Origin of the sequence: Maribacter aquivivus (assembly GCF_900142175.1) — a bacterium.
In the GTDB taxonomy this organism is placed as follows: Bacteria; Bacteroidota; Bacteroidia; order Flavobacteriales; family Flavobacteriaceae; genus Maribacter; species Maribacter aquivivus.
This window is the reverse complement of sequence record NZ_FQZX01000001.1, coordinates 2118991-2137663: the sequence shown is the minus strand read 5'-3', so window position 1 is coordinate 2137663 and position 18673 is coordinate 2118991. Positions and strand designations below refer to the sequence as shown.

Sequence of the window (18673 nt, the reverse complement as noted above, 5' to 3'; positions counted from 1 at the left end):
ATTTGACAAAATTACGTTCAATAAATATAAATATGATAAAATACCCGATAAAAAATAGGGGTAGATAACAATAAATTTAATTTTTCAACATTAACCCCCTAAAAAAACGTAAGCAAATCATAAAAAACATATTTTTGTTTGTCTTTTATTAAAAAATAACGAACATATTATGGCTAAAATTAAATTAGAATATATCTGGTTAGATGGATATTTTCCGACTCAAAACCTGAGGAGCAAAACTAAGGTAGAAGAACACGAAGATTTCAAAGGTACATTAGAGGAATTAGGCAACTGGTCTTTTGATGGGTCTTCAACCAAACAAGCTGAAGGTGGATCATCTGACTGCTTATTGGTACCTGTAGCTATATACCCAGACCCTTCTAGGATAAACGGTTATTTAGTTATGACAGAAGTTATGAATGCAGACGGTACTCCGCATGTATCTAATGGAAGAGCTACTATTGATGATGAAGATGATGATTTCTGGTTCGGTTTTGAACAAGAGTATTTCATTATGGATACCAAAACTCAATTACCTTTAGGTTTCCCAATTGGTGGTTACCCTGCACCTCAAGGTATGTACTACTGCTCTGTAGGTGGTAAAAATACGCACGGTAGAGGTTTAGTTGAAGAACATGCTGATCTTTGTATCGATGCAGGTTTAAATTTTGAAGGAATTAACCAAGAGGTTGCTTCTGGACAATGGGAATATCAATTATTTGCAAAAGGAGCTAAAAAAGCTGGAGACGAAATTTGGATCTCTAGATATCTTTTAGACAGGTTAACCGAAAAATATGGTTACTATATTGATTACCATCCAAAACCATTAGGAAAAGACATGGACTGGAATGGATCTGGTATGCATGCAAACTTCTCTAACACAACGTTAAGAACTTGTGGTTCTAAAGAAACTTACGCAGCAATCTGCGAATCTTTCCGTCCGTTTGTTAAAGAACACATTGCTGTTTACGGTGAGTTTAACGACCAACGTTTAACTGGTTTACACGAAACTGCGGCTATTACAGATTTCTCTTGGGGAGTTTCAGATAGAGGTGCTTCAATACGTATTCCACTTATTGCTGTGGAAAAAGGATATAAAGGATGGTTAGAAGACAGAAGACCTGCTTCAAACGCTGATCCATATAAAATTGCAGCTAGAATTATTAAGACGGTTAAAACTGCAAAGATTTAATACCAAATTAATTGTTGATTATACTAAAAACGCCTTGGAATTTTTCCAGGGCGTTTTTTATTTATTTAATATTTGAAAAAGATTATCTATTGAATTGTGATATATATAAATGCTAGATAAACACTAATAAGTATTAAACCATCTCTCCACCCCAATCGCAATCCTTTTGGTATAAATACTAGAGGAAGAATAAGGAAAGAGATACCTAGCATCCAAAAGATATCATTTGTTAAAAGACCTTGGTCCATAACCGTAATAGGTGTAATTATAGACGTGATACCTAAAACCGCCAATAAATTAAAAATATTAGAGCCAATCAAGTTTCCTAGAGAGATTGCTTTTTCCTTCTTTATCACTGCTATTATAGACGCTGCTAATTCAGGAATACTTGTTCCAACAGAAACTATCGTTATAGCAATTACACGCTCACTTACTCCAAATACAGTTGCCATACCCACTGCACCAGTAATTAACAGCTCAGAACCTCCCCAAAGAGCACCACCACCTAAACCTAAAAATAAAGCAGTCTTGTAAGTAGGCATCATAACATCTGGCTCATCTTCTTCATCTATTACGGCAGGCTTTTGAAAACGTAGCAGATACACCAAGAAAAGAAAAAGAAAGACTACCATTATTATACCTTCATATTGCACAAGTACACCGTCAAAATAAATAAAGAAGAAAAACAATAAAGAAGCAAGCATCATTACAGGCCAGTCTGTAGTATAGAAACTTTTACTTACATCTATAGGGCTCAATAAAATGGTAATAGCAAGTACAAGACCTAGGTTAGCTATATTAGACCCCACTACGTTACCAAGTGCCAGATCTGGAAATCCGTCCAAAGCTGCATTTATACTTACAATAAGTTCTGGTGCTGATGTTGCAAATGACACCACGGTCATACCTATTACTATTTTTGGAATCTTAAGTTTTAACGATAAATCTACCGCAGATTTCAACAACCAGTTTCCACCTGCTATTAATAATACGAGTCCGCCAACGATAAATAAGAAATCTTGCATGAAAAGAATTTTGGCAAATATAAATAGAAGATATCTCTTTGCATATGACAAATGATATCATCTGAAAACTAAAAACACTTCCTTTTTTCATATCATCTAGACATCTCTAAAACATCGACCATTTTTATATTTAAAGATGAAACATGCCTTTTTCACTAATTTTAGTAAAATTCAAGCCTACGATTTCTAAAAAGCATTAAAAAACCCTCTACATTTCTTCTCAAATACAACTTATTTTAATAATATACCTCTACATTAAAACATAACTATAGTAGTGTAGTTACAAATAATAACATAATTCGAATTTACACTTACACATCAGTATTCAAATACATTGTTTTAACGAATTACATTTGTAGAAATACAACTAGCATTATATCTTTCACAAACAATCAAACAAAATTATCAACCACTAAAACTTTACTATATGATTGCTTTAATAAAACTTCTTGTAATGCTAATTTTAAGTATAATAGTCACACTAGTACATCATTAAAGATTTTATCCCTGCTGAAACATAGAAACCTAGCGACTTGATCAATCGTTATGTTATTTATGTATTTTTGTTAAAATTTCAAATTGAAAAAGAAACTCTACAAACTAATTTCAAAGTTTAATAAAGCTTTGCTACCCTCATATAGCAAACAACGGTTAGATTTATCTAAGGCAAGCAAGCTGCAAATGGCTGTTATCGGTTGGCGCTATTTTATTACCACAAAAGCATTAGATTAATATTTCACTAAAGATTTTACAGGGTAGTTATTTATTTTAGAACCTCCTTCTAGAAAAGTTAGTTCTATAAGAAAATTTAACTGTACAATTTCGCCACCCAATTTTTCTATTAATCTACAAGTAGCTTTAGCAGTACCACCAGTTGCTAAAACATCATCATGAATTAATACCCTATCGCCTTTTTCGATGCCATCAATATGAATCTCTAAAGTATCTGTACCATATTCTAGGTCATAAGTTTCACTTAGCGTTTTAGATGGCAACTTACCTGGTTTACGAACAGGTACGAATCCGGCATTGAGCTTTTTGGCTAAAATAGGTCCAAAGATGAATCCCCTACTTTCCATACCTACCACTTTGTCTATTTTTTGCCCCTCTAGCAATTTATATAACGCATTTGCCGTTTCTTTAAGGGCTTTAGGGTTTTGAAGTAACAATGTAATGTCTTTAAAAATGACTCCTTCCTTCGGAAAATCAGGTACATCTCTAATTAAGCTTTTAAAATTCATTTAATATTGTCTTCTTTATTTTGTGGTAAATGTAAAAAGAAATATATTTGCACCCCGCTAAGGGAAAAATTAAAATGGCCTCGTGGCGCAACTGAATAGCGCACTTGATTACGGCTCAAGAGGTTACAGGTTTGAATCCTGTCGAGGTCACTAGTAACAGAACCCTACAAACTACTAAATTTGTAGGGTTTTTTGATTTTAAATTCGTCTTAAGAATAAAAAAATTTTGTCATAACTACACTTTAGATCTAATTTCTTTGACATAACAATTTTTAAAGATCCGCCATGACATTAGTCATTTTAAGAACTACTGTTTCCTTTTACATTTGGGTATGGCAGAGAGAATACCCTCAGTATTTGAAATATCTAAAATACTTGAGCGAATAAAACAGTTTTTTATACAAATTGGAGAACTGTCTTTTTTCGCACGTCGTTTTTTTAAAGAACTATTCTCTGTGCCTTTCGAATTTAAAGAGTTATTGCGCCAATGTTATCAAATGGGTAACCGATCTTTAATGCTAGTAGGTATGACCGGTTTCATTATAGGTTTGGTACTTACATTACAGTCTAGACCTACAATGATTCAGTTTGGCGCAGTATCAATGATGCCGAATATGGTAGGTATTTCTATAGTAAGGGAAATAGGTCCTGTAATAACCGCCCTAATTTGCGCTGGTAGAATTGCATCGGGTATAGGTGCCGAATTAGGTTCCATGAGAGTTACAGAACAGATAGATGCAATGGAAGTATCAGGCACCAACCCTTTTAAGTATTTAGTTGTAACACGTATTCTAGCTACAACATTAATGATTCCAATTTTAGTAGTATTTGGAGATTTAATCGCATTATTAGGTTCGGCGCTTGTAGAGAACCTGAAAGGTCAAGTTTCCTTTCAACTCTATTTTAATACAGTTTTTGATGCACTTAGCTTTGGAGATTTAATACCTGCAACCGTAAAATCATTCTTTTTTGGTTTTGTCATTGGTCTGGTTGGTTGTTTTAAGGGCTATCATTGTAAAAAAGGAACTGTAGGCGTCGGTATAGCTGCAAACACGGCCGTGGTCATGGCATCTTTATTATTATTTATAGTTGATTTTATTGCAGTATTTGTTTCTGATATTTTCTATGAATTATGATATGAATAAGGATACACAAAAAATAAAAAATAATGAACAGCATAAGTTGATAGACCATTTAGAAGGAAACGCAGTCATTCGCATAAATAATATCACCAAAACTTTTGGTGACAACCATGTTTTAAATGGATTCAACTTAGTGCTTTACGAAGGTGAAAATCTAGTTGTTATGGGGAAATCGGGTTCTGGAAAATCGGTTATGATTAAATGTCTAGTAGGATTAATGGCTCCCGACAGCGGCTATATAGAAGTAATGGGCAAAGAAATATCGACATTAGATCGACAAACCTTAGATAAATTACGCTCAGATATTGGTTTTCTTTTTCAGGGCAGTGCCTTGTATGATTCTATGACAGTTCGCGAAAATTTAGAATTTCCGATGCGACGACACAGAGACAAACTGGGTAATGTAAAAGATACGACTCCGCTTGTTTTGGAAGCCTTAGAAAATGTTGGTTTAGCACATACCATGAATTTAATGCCAGATGAACTTTCTGGTGGTATGAAAAGACGTGTAGCACTAGCACGAACACTAATATTGAAACCAAAGATTATTCTATATGACGAGCCTACCAGCGGTTTAGATCCAATAACGGCAAAAGAAATAATTGAGCTAATGAGAAGTATTCAAAAAAAGTACGGTACAAGTTCCTTGATTATTACTCATGATGTGGACTGTGCAAGAGTAATTTCTGAACGAATGGTTCTTTTAGTAGATGGAATTAACTATGCCGAAGGCACCTATTCAGAATTATCGGCATCGACAGACCCAAAAGTAGAAGCATTCTTTAAAAAATAAAATTATGGCAAAAACAAAATTAGAAAATTTGAGGTTGGGTATTTTTGTTGTTTTAGGCACCATACTTCTTCTATTTGCAGCATACCTTATTGGAAATAGACAAAATATGTTTAGTAAAACATTTGAAATTACAGCTGTATTTAAAAATGCTACCGGACTACAAAATGGAAATAACGTTCGATTTTCAGGTATTAATGTTGGCACTGTAAATGGCATAGAAATGATTAACGATACTACCATACAAGTTCGTATGGTAATACAAGATAATATGCGTCACCATATCAAAAAAAATGCCATTGCCAGTATTGGCACAAATGGATTGGTTGGCAGCATGTTAATCAATATTATTCCTGGTTTAGGTACTTCTTCCTTAATAACTCCAGGAGATGAACTATTATCTTCAAACAAAATAGGCACTCAAGATATGATGAGTACTTTAAGTATTACCAATGAAAATGCCGCTTTACTGACTGCCGATTTATTGAAAATCTCAAAGACCATAACAAATGGGCAAGGAACTTTAGGCAGGTTACTCAATGATACTATAATGGCGAACGACTTGTATAAAACAATGGTCAATTTAAAATATACAAGCTATAAAGCAAATTCAACTATTACTCATTTAAACGATATAGTTGGGCAACTAAATTTTAAGAGAAGTGTTGCTGACATATTATTCAACGATACCATTTCTGGCGAAAAAATAAAAAACGTAATTAAAAACCTAGAGACAACCTCTTTTGAAATTGATGAAATGTCTAAGAACTTAAACCTCATCATTTCTGAAATCAATGATGGACAAGGCGCTATTTCTTATCTGGCAAAAGACTCTTTGTTTGTAAACCAGCTTGAGAAAAGCATGGAAAATATAGAACAGGGTACAGAAAGATTTAACGAAAACATGGAAGCACTAAAGCATAATTTTTTAACTAGAGGCTACTTTAGAAAATTAGAGAAACAAGAAAAAAAATTAAACAATCTATAAACAGAAGGCTTGTATTAAACGTGCATGAATTTTTAAGATATTTAAGTGTCAACAAAAAATAATGAAAATTTAAATCCCGATTTCAATGCACAGTATGCTTTTCTTATCTCAACTCATTGCTTTTGAGATAAACTGAACATAAATTATTCGATATAATTTCTAGATACTTAAAAATTAAAATTATCGAATAAGCTATTTGACCCTGTAAATTAACCTCCCAAAAACTGTATAAATGACTTGGGTCATTTGTATAATTCAGTCCTTCCATTACATTTAAATCTTTGTGAAAAATCTACAAAATGAAAAATGATTATAAAAGTGAAGCCGTCAATATACAGATAGACGGTGTTATACTAAAAGGAAACTTAGTTATACCTAAAAATTCTATTGGTTTAGTCATTTTTTCTCATGGTAGCGGAAGTAGTCGTCTAAGCCCACGCAACAATTTAGTTGCTGAAGTTTTACAAAAAAATGATTTGGCTACCTTACTTTTTGATTTATTGACAGAAGATGAGGATAGTGTTTACAAAAATAGATTTGATATAGATTTACTAACCCTACGCCTTATTGATGTAACCCAATGGGTTCAACAACAAAAAGAAACAAAAAATTTATCACTTGGATATTTTGGAGCAAGTACAGGTGCTGCCTCGGCATTAAGGGCTGCTGCATTTTACGAAAAAACAATTAGAGCGGTAGTTTCAAGAGGAGGGCGACCAGACCTTGCTTTAAACGACATTAATAAAGTAACAGCTGCCACATTATTAATAGTTGGCGGCAATGATGAAGTTGTTATTGAGCTTAATGAAAAAGCTTATCAGAAATTACAATGTCAAAGAAAACTAGAAATTATACCCAATGCAAGTCACTTATTCGAAGAACTGGGCAAATTAAATGAAGTGGCACAAATATCAGCCAGTTGGTTTGCTATGTATTTATAAAATTAAAAAACAAAACAATGTTTAAAGATAGAAATGATGCAGGAAATCAATTAGCAACACTATTAGCAAAATACAAAGATGATGAAGTAATTGTATTGGCAATACCAAGAGGTGGCTTACCTATTGGAGCATCTGTTGCTACCTTTTTAAATGCGCCATTAGATGTGGTACTGACTAAAAAAATAGGTCATCCAAATAATAAAGAATATGCGATTGGAGCAGTTAGCCTTGAAAGTATAATACTTTCAAATTCTAATATTTTAGATAATAATTATATTGAAAGAGAGACCGAACGTATTCGTAGAACACTAAAAGAGCGACACGAACAATATTATAAAAATCGCTCTCCTAAAAAATTACAGAATAAGACAGTTATAATTGTTGATGATGGTATTGCAACCGGTAATACCTTATTAGCAACTATAGCGCTGGTACACAAACAAAGACCTTCAAAGATTGTTGTTGCAATACCCGTAGCACCTCCATCTGCAATCTATAAAATAAGTAATTTAGAAAAAGTAGAAGAAGTCATTTGTATATTACAACCCAATAATTTTAGAGCCGTAGGGCAATTTTATAAAAACTTTGAAGAGGTAACCGATCAAAAAGCCATTCAAATATTAGATTCTTTCAATTCTAAAAAAGTTTCAGAAATATGATTGAATATTTCCAATTAAATAATCTAATCATCTCAATTGTTATACTATTTGCTATTTTTTAGTGGCATTTACAACTATAAAAGATCCTTCACCAAAACCTTCTTTAGGTATTTGAACATCTTCAATTTCATCTAAATTGCCAAATAGTGTTTGGTTGAATTCCATTTTTTTGAAACCTGCTTCATTTAATAAGATCTTTATTCTGCTGACAGTATAAAAATTTGCATTTGCAAAAAAAGCACTTCTATGACGTCTTTCTAGATATTGTTGAGCTACACTTCTTTCGCTATCCAAAAAACCGACTAAAATTGCTCCTGCAGGTTTAAGAACCCTATATGCTTCGGCAAATGCGTGTTTTATGTTATCTAAATGACAAACAGTAACAAAGAGAACAAAATCGAATTTTAAATCTCCAAAAGGTAATTGTTCGGCATAACCGTTTAAAACCGAAACTCCTCTTTTAATAGCCAATGCAGCCATTTCTTTTGATGGCTCTACACCTTCTTTTATACCTAAAGATTCTGAAAATCTACCTGTTCCCAAACCCACTTCAATACCTTTTAGATTCTCTGGTAATTTCTGTAACTGTTCTTTTATTGCCAAAAGTTCTGATTCAAATACCTGAGGGTAATCTTTGTACCATTGCTCATATGCTTCAACATTCTGATTAAAGATTTCTGTATTCATCATAACTTATGTTTATTAATTACTTAAAAGTCGAAAGAAATAAAGAGCGGTAAAATGACCTGAGTCACAATGAATATTTTTCATCAAAAATTCAAACCAATAGATAAACCAATTCAAAACAAATTTTATCAAACCTTCTTCTTTTAATTATCCAAAACGATATCATAAAAGATATATTTGTTTTCAGCTGAACATTAATTTATTTTCAAGCAACTCCTTTTTACTCCTGCTCAAAGGCAACGAGTTTCCATTTATTTCAACATTTCTACCATTAAACTGATCAACACTTCTAAGGTTTACTATATATGATTTATGAATTCTTAAAAATTTGTCATCCGGTAGCATTTTTTCAAATCGCTTCATAGTAAATTGAACAACAAAATTTTGCTTATCGGTTACAATTTTCACATAATCACCTATTGCCTTCACCCATATAATATCTCGTAATACAACTTTTACTTTTTTTAAATTACTTTTCAATAATACAAATTCGCCCTCGCCATTTTTTGGATATATCAGGTTATGGTGTTTTAAGACCTTTCTGACCGCAATATTAAAACTGATTGATGTTATAGGTTTTAGCAAATAATAAGAAATATTATATTCAAATGCTTTAACTGCATAATCAGCATTATTTGACATCAAAATTGTTGCCGGAGGATCCTCTATTGATTCTAAAAAATCAAATCCAGAAATCAATGGCATATCTACATCTAAAAACATTAAATCAACATTAGAATTCTTAATATGTCGGTTAGCTTCTAACGCGTTGTTATACACACCAGATAATTCTAAATTAGGATGGTAGTTAACCTTTTTCTCCATTATCTTTTGCTGTATAATCGAATTCTCCAATACAATACAGTTTAGTTTCATGTCTTTATTTTTAGTTTCTTAAAAGATTTGATCAATTAAAAAATAATTTCACTGATTTAAATAATCTCAATGTCACCAAATATTCTCCTATATATATTTAATAGTTCTAAGTTGAAGGGTCAATACCTAAATATTGCATTTAGATTACTATTTTTCATTGGCATATGTTCAGCAGGTAAAAGAAATACCTTACCACCACGCTTATAGCATTCTAAAGCAGCTAAATTGGTTAAAGAAGTATTACTTATATCTTTTGATTTCTCTACAGTTACTCTATTGGTTTTTAAATTGAACGTACCAAAAACATCAGTTTCATTTTCAACGAACAAAACCTCTACAGTACCTTGAAAAGTTGCTCTAAGTATTTCTCCTATTTCGTATGAGGTTTTTTGCGAATAACTTAAATCTTTAAATTTTTGTATCATTTCAGATTCATATTTTTTAAAATAGGGTGCTATTAAATTCCAAGAATCTTGATGTAATGAAGTCTTCACCTTAAATTCTGGATCACCACCCAAATGCCCATCATAAACATTTTTATAAGTACTTATCTCTTTATAAATACTATACAAATAGTCTGTACAGGCTAATAATAATGGTGCATTTTGGTTTTCAATGGCCTTCTTAAGCCCCTTATCTAAAGCCCTAAAAAATTTCACCATCTCTTTTTTATCATCATCCTTTCCTTCTCCATGACCATGAAACACCCCTGCGCTACTCAAATTATTTGCATTTCTAAATTGTAAAACTTTTGGTCTATGATCAAACCCAACAGCTTCTTCTAAACGCTTTGGCGCAAAATCTTCAACAAATAAATCCTTAAATTGATATCGTGATGCTTTGTACAGCTTAACATAATCTCTACTAAGTTCAAGTAGGTAATAGGTACCGTCATTGTGGTACAATGGTAATAAAGGTTTTAGATAAAAATGGTTTGCAACATATGTTTGTGTTTCAAATAAAAGTGGTACTTGAAAATACTGCAAGCCAGTATCTGGATTCAAGAAAATAGCCAGTCCATCCGATGGGTTTCGCCATAAATCCACTCTACCTAATAATTGTGTTATTGGATCAAGATAATCTTCTACTTCATTTTCGTGTAATTGATATTGTAATAATACCGTGCGCACCTTTTCTAGACAATTTTTTAATATAGCTTGAGCTAGGTGAAGATTTTGTTCCATTCCTTTTTTATCCATTGAAAGGTATATGGAAACACAATGAAGGGTCTTTTTTGCCATTAAAGATTCAAATGTAGATTTTGGCAATGGTAGTTTTTCAGCAGTATACATGTTCTATCTATTTTCTACCAAAGTACCTAAAACGACAAAGCAGCTAAATGATTTGAATCAGGTATAAAGAAATTCTGATTAAATCTGAAAAAATAGGATAGATAAAAAATCTAATTTATTGTAATGAAGAACTCTTTACTTTAATTATACACTTCTCAATAATGGTCAACAAATCTTCCAGCTCAAAAGGCTTTACCAAATAGCCGTCTGCTCCGGCATCTATACCAGTTTTAATTTCTAATTTTTCAGATTTAGCACTAAAAAAAACAAATGGAATTCTTTTTAAATGTGGATAATGACCAAGATGACTTAATACGGTAAATCCATCCATTTCGGGCATACGAAGGTCACATAAGATTAAATCTGGAACATTAGATATAATCTTTTCTAAACCAATTTTTCCGTTGGATGCTGTTAGCGTAGCGTAGCCTTCCAGTTCTAAAAGTTCAGAAGTATTTTCCCGAATATCATTATTATCTTCAATTATAAGAATACTGATCATAGCACAACCTATTAAGTTCAAGCTTATGGGGATATAAAAAGATACAAAAAAACTACATATTAGGTAGGAATAATACCATTAATTAATTGAAACCTGTTAAATATTTTTTATTCCATTGAATATTAGTCAATTATAAATTTCGAAAAAGGATGTCGCCAGCAACTGAGTGACTTAAATCATTTCTTACTAAAATCGCTAATCTTAGATTACTGCTAATTTCTTTTAAACTTCAACTTTAATATCCTTAAAATCTTAAGATTAGAGCAGTTCTTCAAATTCTTGAAACAAAAGGTATCAAATGTTGAAAATTAAAGTACTTAATTACAACATCTAGCCATGAAAATAATTCTAATTCTACTTTTCATATTCTATACCGAACAAATAACTTCTCAAAACATAAGCAAATTGTATGAAGAAGCCAATGCATCTGTTGTTCTCATTAAAACATGGCAGCCAGAAATTTATAGCCAAGGTAATTTTAAAACATTGCTGACCTTAGAAGGTCTTGGATCAGGCTTTGTCATCTCAAATGACGGTGATATAATGACTGCTGCACATATTGTACAAAATGCTGCTATTATTAAAGTAGTTTTTTCAGATGGTGAAGAAGTACCTGCGAAAGTCCTATACTCATACCCTACTGCCGATGTTGCATTAATTAGATTGACAGAATTAAAAAAAACTCCACTATCAGTTGTTACTTTGGCAGATTCGGATAAAGTTAAAATAGGAGACCAAGTCTTCGTTATTGGTTCACCATTTGGTCTAGGACATTCTTTATCAGTGGGTTATGTAAGTGGCAAGTATTCTCCCGAAAAAGTATCTAGCGGGTTCATAAAAACCGATTTCTTACAAACCGACGCCGCGGTAAACGAGGGTAGTTCTGGCGGACCATTATTTAATATGAATGGAGAGGTAATAGGTATTGCTAGCTTTATTATAAGTCATTCTAAAGGTTTTCAGGGCATATCTTTTGCCGCAACTTCCAACATAGCAAAAGAACTACTATGTGATGAAAGACCTCTTTGGACCGGTATTGAGGCTTATTTCATTACCGGGTCATTAGCAGAAATATTTAATTTACCGCAAATTGCCGGTGTTATGGTACAAAAAGTAGCTCCGCAATCATTAGGAGCCAACCTAGGCTTACAAGAATCATATTATTACCTACAGATTGATGGTGATAATTTAGCTGTCGGTGGCGATGTATTATTATCTTTTAATGACGTACCATTAACAAATGAGAAAAATATGACAAAAGCCTGGTCTATTATACATAACCTACAATATGGTGACACCCTGAAAGCTAAAATCTTAAGAAAAGGTAAAATCATGAATTTAACATTTATAATTCCAAAAACTGAAAAATTTTCACCAAACTGATCTAGGTCATTTTAAAAAGGTAATTGTGGTATTATTTTAGCACTATAATTATTCAATCAATTATAATAAGTTCTTTGAAATAAATAATCATTTGAATCTTGCTCGGGGGAACCAAGGTTCAATTCAAAAAGAAGAAAGTATTTCAAATTCAAAAGACCATTTGAATTCTTCATATGTTTAGAAATAATCATAAAAAAGGATCAGTGTAAGTGTAATTTGAAAAAAATACCGACTTCTTAGAAACCAAGTCATTGCGATGACTTGGTTTCTTATAAAATTATAAGGCATTGATTTGGATTATCGTAAGATAGTACAGATCATAGTAAAGAAAAAGATGCTGTAGTAATCTATATTAATTTTCGAATCAACTTAGCAATAGGTTAATTAAAAGATTGATAAAAGGCCACAACAAATTCTATTCTTTATGAGAAACAGGAAGTTTTGGCTTCCTGTTTTTTCTTTAAAATTTAATTACAAAAAGGCTTCTAAGCAGTAATGCCTTAGCAGTCATATAATGGTATTGCAAATAATTCTTTTACTAGAATTACAAACTGAATATGTAGTTGATACATAGTTACTTGGTCTGCGTTCAAAATTTATAGAATTGCAATATCTAATAAAGGACCGGATATTCTGGCATTCCGGTCCTTTTTAAAACAGATATTAAGAAAAGGTATTATTATCGAAAGTTAATAAATACCGGAAAGTGTTCGAATTGTTAATTGTCCAAATCGCCCCTATATCATTTTAGCAATAAGATGACTTAAGGATAGATGTAACACAAAGAATAAAACGAACACTTCAAAGGAAACAGGAGACCTTAGGTCTCCTGTTTCTATTTTAGAATCAAATATAAATACCAGCTCAATGAAGACTAAGCCAGTATTGGAGACCTATGGGCTTCGTCTATTATATTTATCATTATTAGGTATTGTATTCTTTATTTTTTTCTATGTTATTGCTGCCATACATTATCCTGGAGGATCTTGGTTAGAACCAGATATAAATGGTTTTAGTTTTTGGCACAATTATCTTTGCGATCTTTTAGATTTCAATGCCATTAACGGTAAGCCTAACAAAGCTAGGTTATATGCAATTGTAGCATTATGCTTACTATGTATAAGTATCTTATTTATTTGGTCTTTACTACCTAAATTATTCAAAACAAAAAATAACATCCAAAAATTAATGGGTGGATCTGGATATCTATCTTTATTTTCAATTTTATTTTTAGTGCTTGACTACCATGATATAGTTGTTCGCATAGCAGGTATATTTGGACTTGTTGCTTTTATCACTTGTTGTATAGAACTATATAAAACAAGCTATAAAAAACTATTTGTACTAGGCGTAGTTTGCATTTTTATCTTTCTTGCCAATTATTATATTTATGAAACTGGTATAATTATACATATACTACCTGTGGTACAAAAAATTACCTTTACGCTATTTATTATGTGGTTCATAGCCCTAGATTTAGCTTTGTACAGCATGCTAAGGCAAACCGATGATATACACAGTGAAAAAATGTAAAATTAATTTATCAGAAATTTTTCTTCTCTTTTCCTTCTTTAAAAAAAAGGTTAAAAAACCTATATTTTTCATCATCAAATCGTTCTAAAAAAATATCTTTTTTACGCAACAAACCATCTTCCATAAGATAACTCAAGGGTTTGAACAAATCATAAGTTCTGAATATTTCTTTTGACATCGCTAATATGGGCAAGGCCAAAATCATACCGGCAATACCCCATAAAACACCCCCTATAAAAAGCCCTAAAATCACGAATAATGGGTTTATTCTAACACTGGCTCCCATAACATTAGGTGAAATAAGATTTCCTTCTAATTGTTGCACTATAATATATAGGACAATGACTGCAATTGGCTGCCAAAAATTATCCGAAATCATAAACATATAAACTACGGGTAAAACACCACCTATAGATGTGCCTATATAGGGTATGATTTCAAGAAAACCAGCTAAAAACCCCCAGAAAAAAGGATAAGGAACTCCTATCAACCAAAGTCCGCCACCTATTAATAATCCTAAAATTATAACGATCAAACCTTGCCCTAACATATATCGTTTTGCTAAATACTGGACACTTTTGAATAGTTGATCAAGCCTATTTCTATTCTCTTTATTAGATTGTGCCAACAGAAAATTTTTGAATGCGGTACTGTAAAGTAGCATAAAATAAGTTATAACTACAATTAGCACCAAGTGCGCCAATACCGTTGAAGTAGACTGCAGGCTTCCTCTAATAATATCAATTGAAAAATCAGAAACGGCCAAAACATTTTCTGAAATCCAACTAGCTGTTGTATCTGCCTCTAGATTGAATTTTTGATCGAACGATTCTGAAAACACGATAATCATTTCAGAAAGTCTGCCCTGAACAGATGGTAGTTTACCAAATAGAATTCTAGTTTGATTGAAGAAGAAAAAAATTAGAACAAACAGAGGCGCAACAGCTAAAATATAAGACGTAAATATTGCTAAAATTCTATTACTGAATTTACTCTCAAAATAAGTTACTATGGGCTTTAACATTAGGGCAAAAAAAAACTAAAAACTAATGGTATAATAATCACCTTGGCGGCAATTAAAATCCAAACGCATAGCGTTATGGAAAATAAAAAATAAAAAATATTAGCTAAATTGAGAGTGTATTTTTGCATAGGTTAAAATGATTTAGAATTTACACTAACCTAAATCTTTCCTTGACCTTGAATATAATTCTATCAATAAATTCTTGTGGCACATCTAATATTTCAGCGATAGTTTTTAAGTCTTGATTACCAAAAACTAGCAACTCTACCACGGTTTTACTTCTTTCTGGTATGGTTGAATATAATACCCATAATAACTTTCTTTTCTCAATAGATAACAATGCGGCTTCCTCTAGCCCTAATTTATGTACCAACTGTCTTTCTAATGGTTCATATAAGAAAATGTTTTCTAACCAACCTTTATTTTGAACGTATGATATGTCATCTAATTCTTCGAACATTATACGATCTCCATCACCGTCTGTAGTGAATTTTTCATTTAAAGATTTTAATTCAGCCTTTAATAGAGAATGATAGGTAATATCATCTGGCACTTCTTTAGATTTTATCGCTTCTAGTTTATTGATTCCCGCTCTAAAAAGTAATCGTTGAAATTCAGATATATCAGTAATTAAAGAATAATTTTCGTAAATCTCTATATAGATTTCATCAAGAATTTCATCAGCTTTATAATAGCCTTTATCAAGATGACCTTGATTTTCTGCAGCCTTTAAACTACCGTGAATAAATTCTTTTAAATCATAATTAAAATCTTCCAATTCTTTATAAAATTGTTGAAAGTCATATTCTAGTTTGTCGGTATTTAAATCTTTGGTCTTTGCCATATAAGTCAAGTATTATAATTTCATTATATCAATTCTTTAAGTTGTAGGATATAGTAACAACCTATTATTTTAAAACTACATCTAATAAAAAAAGGTTGAAAATGACTTAGGTCAGTGAACTGTAACTGTATCAAACTTCCTTGATAAACGTATACTTTGTGGCTAGGCTGGTTATTAATTCACCATTTCCATTAACCCAAAAATATTTCCCTCGGTATCCTTACACCTTACTATAAATCCTGTATTGTCAATTATTGATTTTGAATCAATGATTTCGCCTCCAAGTTCCTTAACTTTTGAAATAGCTTCATCAATTGAATCAACCTCGATAAAATTGGTAATTTGCTGTTCTGTTTTTTGTCTTTTAGCAATACCGCCTCCTACTCCTTTTTCTCCGGTCTTAGCTAGGGTTTCAATTAGATAATATTCCTTTGGTCCTTTCGGAAACTTTTCTATTTTCCAACCAAATAGCTTTTCATAAAATTTTTTGGCTCTTAGCACGTCTTCTGCAGAAATATTAAAATGTATTATTGAAGCCATTCTATAAGTTTTAGTTGACACTATTTTTATAAGTGAATATAAAATTGACGAATAACTTCTTTTTTTAAAATGATTAAGATCATTTCAACATTGTATTAATAAAATAACTCAGTTTTTAAATAGTGCCAGCTGATTAGAATCATGGTTTTCTATAACTGACCTAGTTATTTTTAAAAAAATAGAAGACGATGCACAGTATACTACTACCCACAGATTTTTCAAAAAACTCACAAAATGCCATTGATTATGCCATTTATCTTTTTGAACGTGAGCCATGCACTTTTTATCTATTACATGCATATTACCTGGTACCTTCTGAAACAGGAACCAAATTCGATGCAAGTATAGAATTAGATTCAATGTATAAAAAACTAGAAGCTACAAAAAGTGCTAAACATACTTTTGAAAGTATTCTAGTATCTGATACAGCTTTAGGTGCTATAGATAAAACAATTGTAGAAAAAGATATTCAATTCGTTTTTATGGGAACCACAGGTTTTTCTGCCGTACAAGATGTATTTATGGGCAGCGTTACCACAAGTGTGTTAAAGAATATAAACAGCAGCACAATTATAGCTGTACCCGGCGAATATGATTACGATATACCCGATGATATACTTTTTGCAAACGACTATAAACATACGTTCAAACCTGCAGAATTGTCCCCAATTATAAAAATAGCTTCGCTATGGGGTTCTATAATAAACATAGTATATGTAAATTCTAAAAAGGAACTTGAAAACGTTCAACAATCAAATAAAGAATTACTTGATCTACACTTAAAGAATACCAAGCATCGTTATATAAAGGTCAAGAAAAAGAGTTCAGTTACGGCAACCTTAAAAGATTTAGAAAAACGCTATAAAAATATTGGTATGGTCGTTTTTCTCAAAACTGAACACAGCTTTTTTAAAAAACTAATAAACGAACCAATTATTCGCAATATGACTTTTAAGACTGAAGTACCTATAATGATAATGCCAGTCTTAAAATAATTTTTAATGATTGCCGTAGTTTATAAAAACTAAGATTAATCAATCTTTTTCTTTAGATTCTATGAGTCCTGGATGAAATCTTTTTAAGAACGCATTTCTTGTAGAATCCATTCTTCGCATCATTTCTTCCATTTCTATAGGTTTTCTTTCCCAGCGATCAAAGAAATAATCGTCCCTGAAAAAATCTTGCATAAAAAGAGAATCGTTCTTTGGAAAAAATGAGAAATCATTTTCCCATTCAAAAGGTGTATTTTCTTTAAAGTAAGATCTAAAAGAGCCCATTATACTATCTAAATTTACTTTAATAGAATCACCTTTAATATTAGTATATGAATAAGAGTATACCGAATCATACCTAATTAAATTGCCTTGTTCATCATATTCCCTATTAACATTCCACGTACGTTTAGGTTTAGGTGCATCAACCGAATCTTTTTCTATTTCATTGGTTATTGGTTCTTTTTCTTGACCCTTACACGCAGTAAACAGTAATACCAGTATTAAAATTAATTGAGTTTTCATTTTTTACGTATTTATGGATTAATTTCTTTTTGAATTTGAGCGAGTAGCAGTTCTATTGCTTCTACCTCTATTTGCATTATTTTCTTCATGATATCGACGAATATTTTCTTCATTATAATTACGAATACGTTCATACCGCGCTCTGTTTAGATCAACATGCCGGTATTTAGTGGGTAATACATTGCGCCTAACCCATACACCACCATCTAGGTAAATATATGTTCTGGCAGAGAGGTCATAATAAAAACTGTATTCAGGAAAATATACATACCTAACAACCTCCAAACGATTTGGATAGAACCATGGTGGTGGTGGCTCACCTATTCTACTTGATAATACTACGGGGCCACAACTGGCAAAGAATAATAAAATCAACACGATTATAAATAACATTAATGATTTGTTCTCTTGGTTGCTATCCATCACTTTGAATTTTATACAACAAAAGAAGCCGATTATGAAGAGTTTGTAAATGACCTGAATCATTTTATGCCTAA

The 18673-nt window shown here is 31.8% G+C and carries 20 protein-coding genes, 1 tRNA gene and 1 pseudogene; 11 read left to right on the top strand and 11 right to left on the bottom strand.

Annotation, left to right across the window (positions count from 1 at the left end):
• Positions 1-169 precede the first annotated feature (169 nt).
• The gene (locus tag BUC31_RS09000; RefSeq protein WP_073243202.1) at positions 170-1192 is read left to right on the top strand and encodes a glutamine synthetase beta-grasp domain-containing protein; all 1023 of its coding nucleotides are present in this window, start codon (positions 170-172) and stop codon (positions 1190-1192) included.
• Positions 1193-1278: 86 nt separating this feature from the next.
• Here the strand turns inward: BUC31_RS09000 and BUC31_RS08995 are convergent, their stop codons facing one another.
• Positions 1279-2217, bottom strand: coding sequence for a calcium/sodium antiporter (locus BUC31_RS08995; RefSeq protein ID WP_073243200.1), 939 nt, complete (start codon positions 2215-2217; stop codon positions 1279-1281).
• 579 nt (positions 2218-2796) lie between these two features.
• Here BUC31_RS08995 and BUC31_RS20525 point away from each other — a divergent pair.
• The gene (locus BUC31_RS20525; protein WP_073243198.1) at positions 2797-2949 is read left to right on the top strand and encodes an SsrA-binding protein; all 153 of its coding nucleotides are present in this window, start codon (positions 2797-2799) and stop codon (positions 2947-2949) included.
• Here the strand turns inward: BUC31_RS20525 and BUC31_RS08985 are convergent.
• Positions 2946-3458, bottom strand: a complete 513-nt coding sequence (locus tag BUC31_RS08985; RefSeq protein ID WP_073243196.1) for an adenine phosphoribosyltransferase — start codon at positions 3456-3458, stop codon at positions 2946-2948. The two genes, BUC31_RS20525 and BUC31_RS08985, sit on opposite strands and share 4 nt — an antisense overlap.
• Before the next feature lie 76 nt (positions 3459-3534).
• Here BUC31_RS08985 and BUC31_RS08980 point away from each other — a divergent pair.
• The 6 genes from BUC31_RS08980 to BUC31_RS08955 all read left to right on the top strand — a co-directional run bounded on the left by BUC31_RS08980 (position 3535) and on the right by BUC31_RS08955 (position 7978).
• Positions 3535-3608 (top strand) — tRNA-Arg (locus BUC31_RS08980).
• Positions 3609-3790: 182 nt separating this feature from the next.
• A complete protein-coding gene (locus BUC31_RS08975; RefSeq protein ID WP_073243194.1) occupies positions 3791-4594 on the top strand; it encodes an MlaE family ABC transporter permease in 804 nt (267 codons plus the stop codon).
• Position 4595: 1 nt separating this feature from the next.
• Positions 4596-5393, top strand: a complete 798-nt coding sequence (locus BUC31_RS08970; RefSeq protein WP_084135008.1) for an ABC transporter ATP-binding protein — start codon at positions 4596-4598, stop codon at positions 5391-5393.
• 4 nt (positions 5394-5397) lie between these two features.
• Positions 5398-6378 carry an MlaD family protein gene (locus tag BUC31_RS08965; protein ID WP_073243192.1) on the top strand — a complete coding sequence of 327 codons (981 nt, stop codon included), beginning with the start codon at positions 5398-5400 and terminating at the stop codon, positions 6376-6378.
• A 299-nt stretch (positions 6379-6677) separates the two neighbouring features.
• Positions 6678-7319 carry a dienelactone hydrolase family protein gene (locus BUC31_RS08960; protein WP_073243189.1) on the top strand — a complete coding sequence of 214 codons (642 nt, stop codon included), beginning with the start codon at positions 6678-6680 and terminating at the stop codon, positions 7317-7319.
• A 17-nt stretch (positions 7320-7336) separates the two neighbouring features.
• Positions 7337-7978, top strand: a complete 642-nt coding sequence (locus tag BUC31_RS08955) for a phosphoribosyltransferase (protein WP_073243187.1) — start codon at positions 7337-7339, stop codon at positions 7976-7978.
• Between the two features lie 51 nt (positions 7979-8029).
• On the opposite strand, the gene BUC31_RS08950 is transcribed toward BUC31_RS08955, so the two are convergent.
• The 4 genes from BUC31_RS08950 to BUC31_RS08935 form a co-directional block, all read right to left on the bottom strand.
• Complete coding sequence (locus BUC31_RS08950) at positions 8030-8668, bottom strand: class I SAM-dependent methyltransferase (protein WP_073243185.1); 639 nt, start codon at positions 8666-8668, stop codon at positions 8030-8032.
• A 180-nt stretch (positions 8669-8848) separates the two neighbouring features.
• Positions 8849-9541, bottom strand: coding sequence for a LytR/AlgR family response regulator transcription factor (locus BUC31_RS08945; RefSeq protein WP_073243183.1), 693 nt, complete (start codon positions 9539-9541; stop codon positions 8849-8851).
• Between the two features lie 119 nt (positions 9542-9660).
• Positions 9661-10833, bottom strand: coding sequence for a baeRF7 domain-containing protein (locus tag BUC31_RS08940; protein ID WP_073243181.1), 1173 nt, complete (start codon positions 10831-10833; stop codon positions 9661-9663).
• Positions 10834-10948: 115 nt separating this feature from the next.
• A complete protein-coding gene (locus tag BUC31_RS08935; protein WP_073243179.1) occupies positions 10949-11335 on the bottom strand; it encodes a response regulator in 387 nt (128 codons plus the stop codon).
• A gap of 336 nt (positions 11336-11671) precedes the next feature.
• On the opposite strand from BUC31_RS08935, the gene BUC31_RS08930 reads away from it, so the two are divergent.
• Together BUC31_RS08930 and BUC31_RS08925 are read left to right on the top strand one after the other, a co-directional pair.
• A complete protein-coding gene (locus BUC31_RS08930; RefSeq protein ID WP_073243177.1) occupies positions 11672-12718 on the top strand; it encodes a S1C family serine protease in 1047 nt (348 codons plus the stop codon).
• Positions 12719-13585: 867 nt separating this feature from the next.
• Positions 13586-14251 carry a hypothetical protein gene (locus BUC31_RS08925; RefSeq protein WP_073243175.1) on the top strand — a complete coding sequence of 222 codons (666 nt, stop codon included), beginning with the start codon at positions 13586-13588 and terminating at the stop codon, positions 14249-14251.
• Positions 14252-14261: 10 nt separating this feature from the next.
• Here the strand turns inward: BUC31_RS08925 and BUC31_RS08920 are convergent.
• The 3 genes and pseudogenes from BUC31_RS08920 to BUC31_RS08910 all read right to left on the bottom strand — a co-directional run.
• Positions 14262-15278: pseudogene (locus tag BUC31_RS08920) on the bottom strand (AI-2E family transporter); the annotation flags it as partial.
• A gap of 145 nt (positions 15279-15423) precedes the next feature.
• Positions 15424-16119 (bottom strand): hypothetical protein, encoded by a 696-nt coding sequence (locus tag BUC31_RS08915; RefSeq protein WP_073243171.1) that lies wholly within the window; start codon positions 16117-16119, stop codon positions 15424-15426.
• A 174-nt stretch (positions 16120-16293) separates the two neighbouring features.
• Positions 16294-16659, bottom strand: a complete 366-nt coding sequence (locus tag BUC31_RS08910) for a VOC family protein (protein WP_073243169.1) — start codon at positions 16657-16659, stop codon at positions 16294-16296.
• Between the two features lie 188 nt (positions 16660-16847).
• Here BUC31_RS08910 and BUC31_RS08905 point away from each other — a divergent pair, with 188 nt between their 5' ends.
• Positions 16848-17654 carry a universal stress protein gene (locus BUC31_RS08905; RefSeq protein ID WP_073243167.1) on the top strand — a complete coding sequence of 269 codons (807 nt, stop codon included), beginning with the start codon at positions 16848-16850 and terminating at the stop codon, positions 17652-17654.
• A 39-nt stretch (positions 17655-17693) separates the two neighbouring features.
• Here the strand turns inward: BUC31_RS08905 and BUC31_RS08900 are convergent, their stop codons facing one another.
• Both BUC31_RS08900 and BUC31_RS08895 read right to left on the bottom strand, forming a co-directional pair.
• On the bottom strand, positions 17694-18176 hold the full coding sequence (locus tag BUC31_RS08900) for a hypothetical protein (protein ID WP_073243165.1): 483 nt from the start codon (positions 18174-18176) through the stop codon (positions 17694-17696).
• Positions 18177-18194: 18 nt separating this feature from the next.
• Positions 18195-18599, bottom strand: a complete 405-nt coding sequence (locus tag BUC31_RS08895; protein ID WP_244534026.1) for a hypothetical protein — start codon at positions 18597-18599, stop codon at positions 18195-18197.
• Between the last annotated feature and the right edge of the window lie 74 nt (positions 18600-18673).

Bases quoted from the DNA above. Each gene is read 5' to 3' on its own strand.
- BUC31_RS08895 (WP_244534026.1), bottom strand. From the start codon at position 18,599: ATGGATAGCAACCAAGAGAACAAATCATTAATGTTATTTATAATCGTG.
- BUC31_RS08930 (WP_073243177.1), top strand. From the start codon at position 11,672: ATGAAAATAATTCTAATTCTACTTTTCATATTCTATACCGAACAAATA.
- BUC31_RS09000 (WP_073243202.1), top strand. From the start codon at position 170: ATGGCTAAAATTAAATTAGAATATATCTGGTTAGATGGATATTTTCCG.
- BUC31_RS08915 (WP_073243171.1), bottom strand. From the start codon at position 16,119: ATGGCAAAGACCAAAGATTTAAATACCGACAAACTAGAATATGACTTT.
- BUC31_RS08950 (WP_073243185.1), bottom strand. From the start codon at position 8,668: ATGATGAATACAGAAATCTTTAATCAGAATGTTGAAGCATATGAGCAA.
- BUC31_RS08995 (WP_073243200.1), bottom strand. From the start codon at position 2,217: ATGCAAGATTTCTTATTTATCGTTGGCGGACTCGTATTATTAATAGCA.
- BUC31_RS08910 (WP_073243169.1), bottom strand. From the start codon at position 16,659: ATGGCTTCAATAATACATTTTAATATTTCTGCAGAAGACGTGCTAAGA.
- BUC31_RS08965 (WP_073243192.1), top strand. From the start codon at position 5,398: ATGGCAAAAACAAAATTAGAAAATTTGAGGTTGGGTATTTTTGTTGTT.
- BUC31_RS08905 (WP_073243167.1), top strand. From the start codon at position 16,848: ATGCACAGTATACTACTACCCACAGATTTTTCAAAAAACTCACAAAAT.
- BUC31_RS08960 (WP_073243189.1), top strand. From the start codon at position 6,678: ATGAAAAATGATTATAAAAGTGAAGCCGTCAATATACAGATAGACGGT.
- BUC31_RS08970 (WP_084135008.1), top strand. From the start codon at position 4,596: ATGAATAAGGATACACAAAAAATAAAAAATAATGAACAGCATAAGTTG.
- BUC31_RS08975 (WP_073243194.1), top strand. From the start codon at position 3,791: ATGGCAGAGAGAATACCCTCAGTATTTGAAATATCTAAAATACTTGAG.
- BUC31_RS08935 (WP_073243179.1), bottom strand. From the start codon at position 11,335: ATGATCAGTATTCTTATAATTGAAGATAATAATGATATTCGGGAAAAT.
- BUC31_RS08945 (WP_073243183.1), bottom strand. From the start codon at position 9,541: ATGAAACTAAACTGTATTGTATTGGAGAATTCGATTATACAGCAAAAG.
- BUC31_RS08985 (WP_073243196.1), bottom strand. From the start codon at position 3,458: ATGAATTTTAAAAGCTTAATTAGAGATGTACCTGATTTTCCGAAGGAA.
- BUC31_RS08925 (WP_073243175.1), top strand. From the start codon at position 13,586: ATGAAGACTAAGCCAGTATTGGAGACCTATGGGCTTCGTCTATTATAT.
- BUC31_RS08940 (WP_073243181.1), bottom strand. From the start codon at position 10,833: ATGTATACTGCTGAAAAACTACCATTGCCAAAATCTACATTTGAATCT.
- BUC31_RS08955 (WP_073243187.1), top strand. From the start codon at position 7,337: ATGTTTAAAGATAGAAATGATGCAGGAAATCAATTAGCAACACTATTA.
- BUC31_RS08900 (WP_073243165.1), bottom strand. From the start codon at position 18,176: ATGAAAACTCAATTAATTTTAATACTGGTATTACTGTTTACTGCGTGT.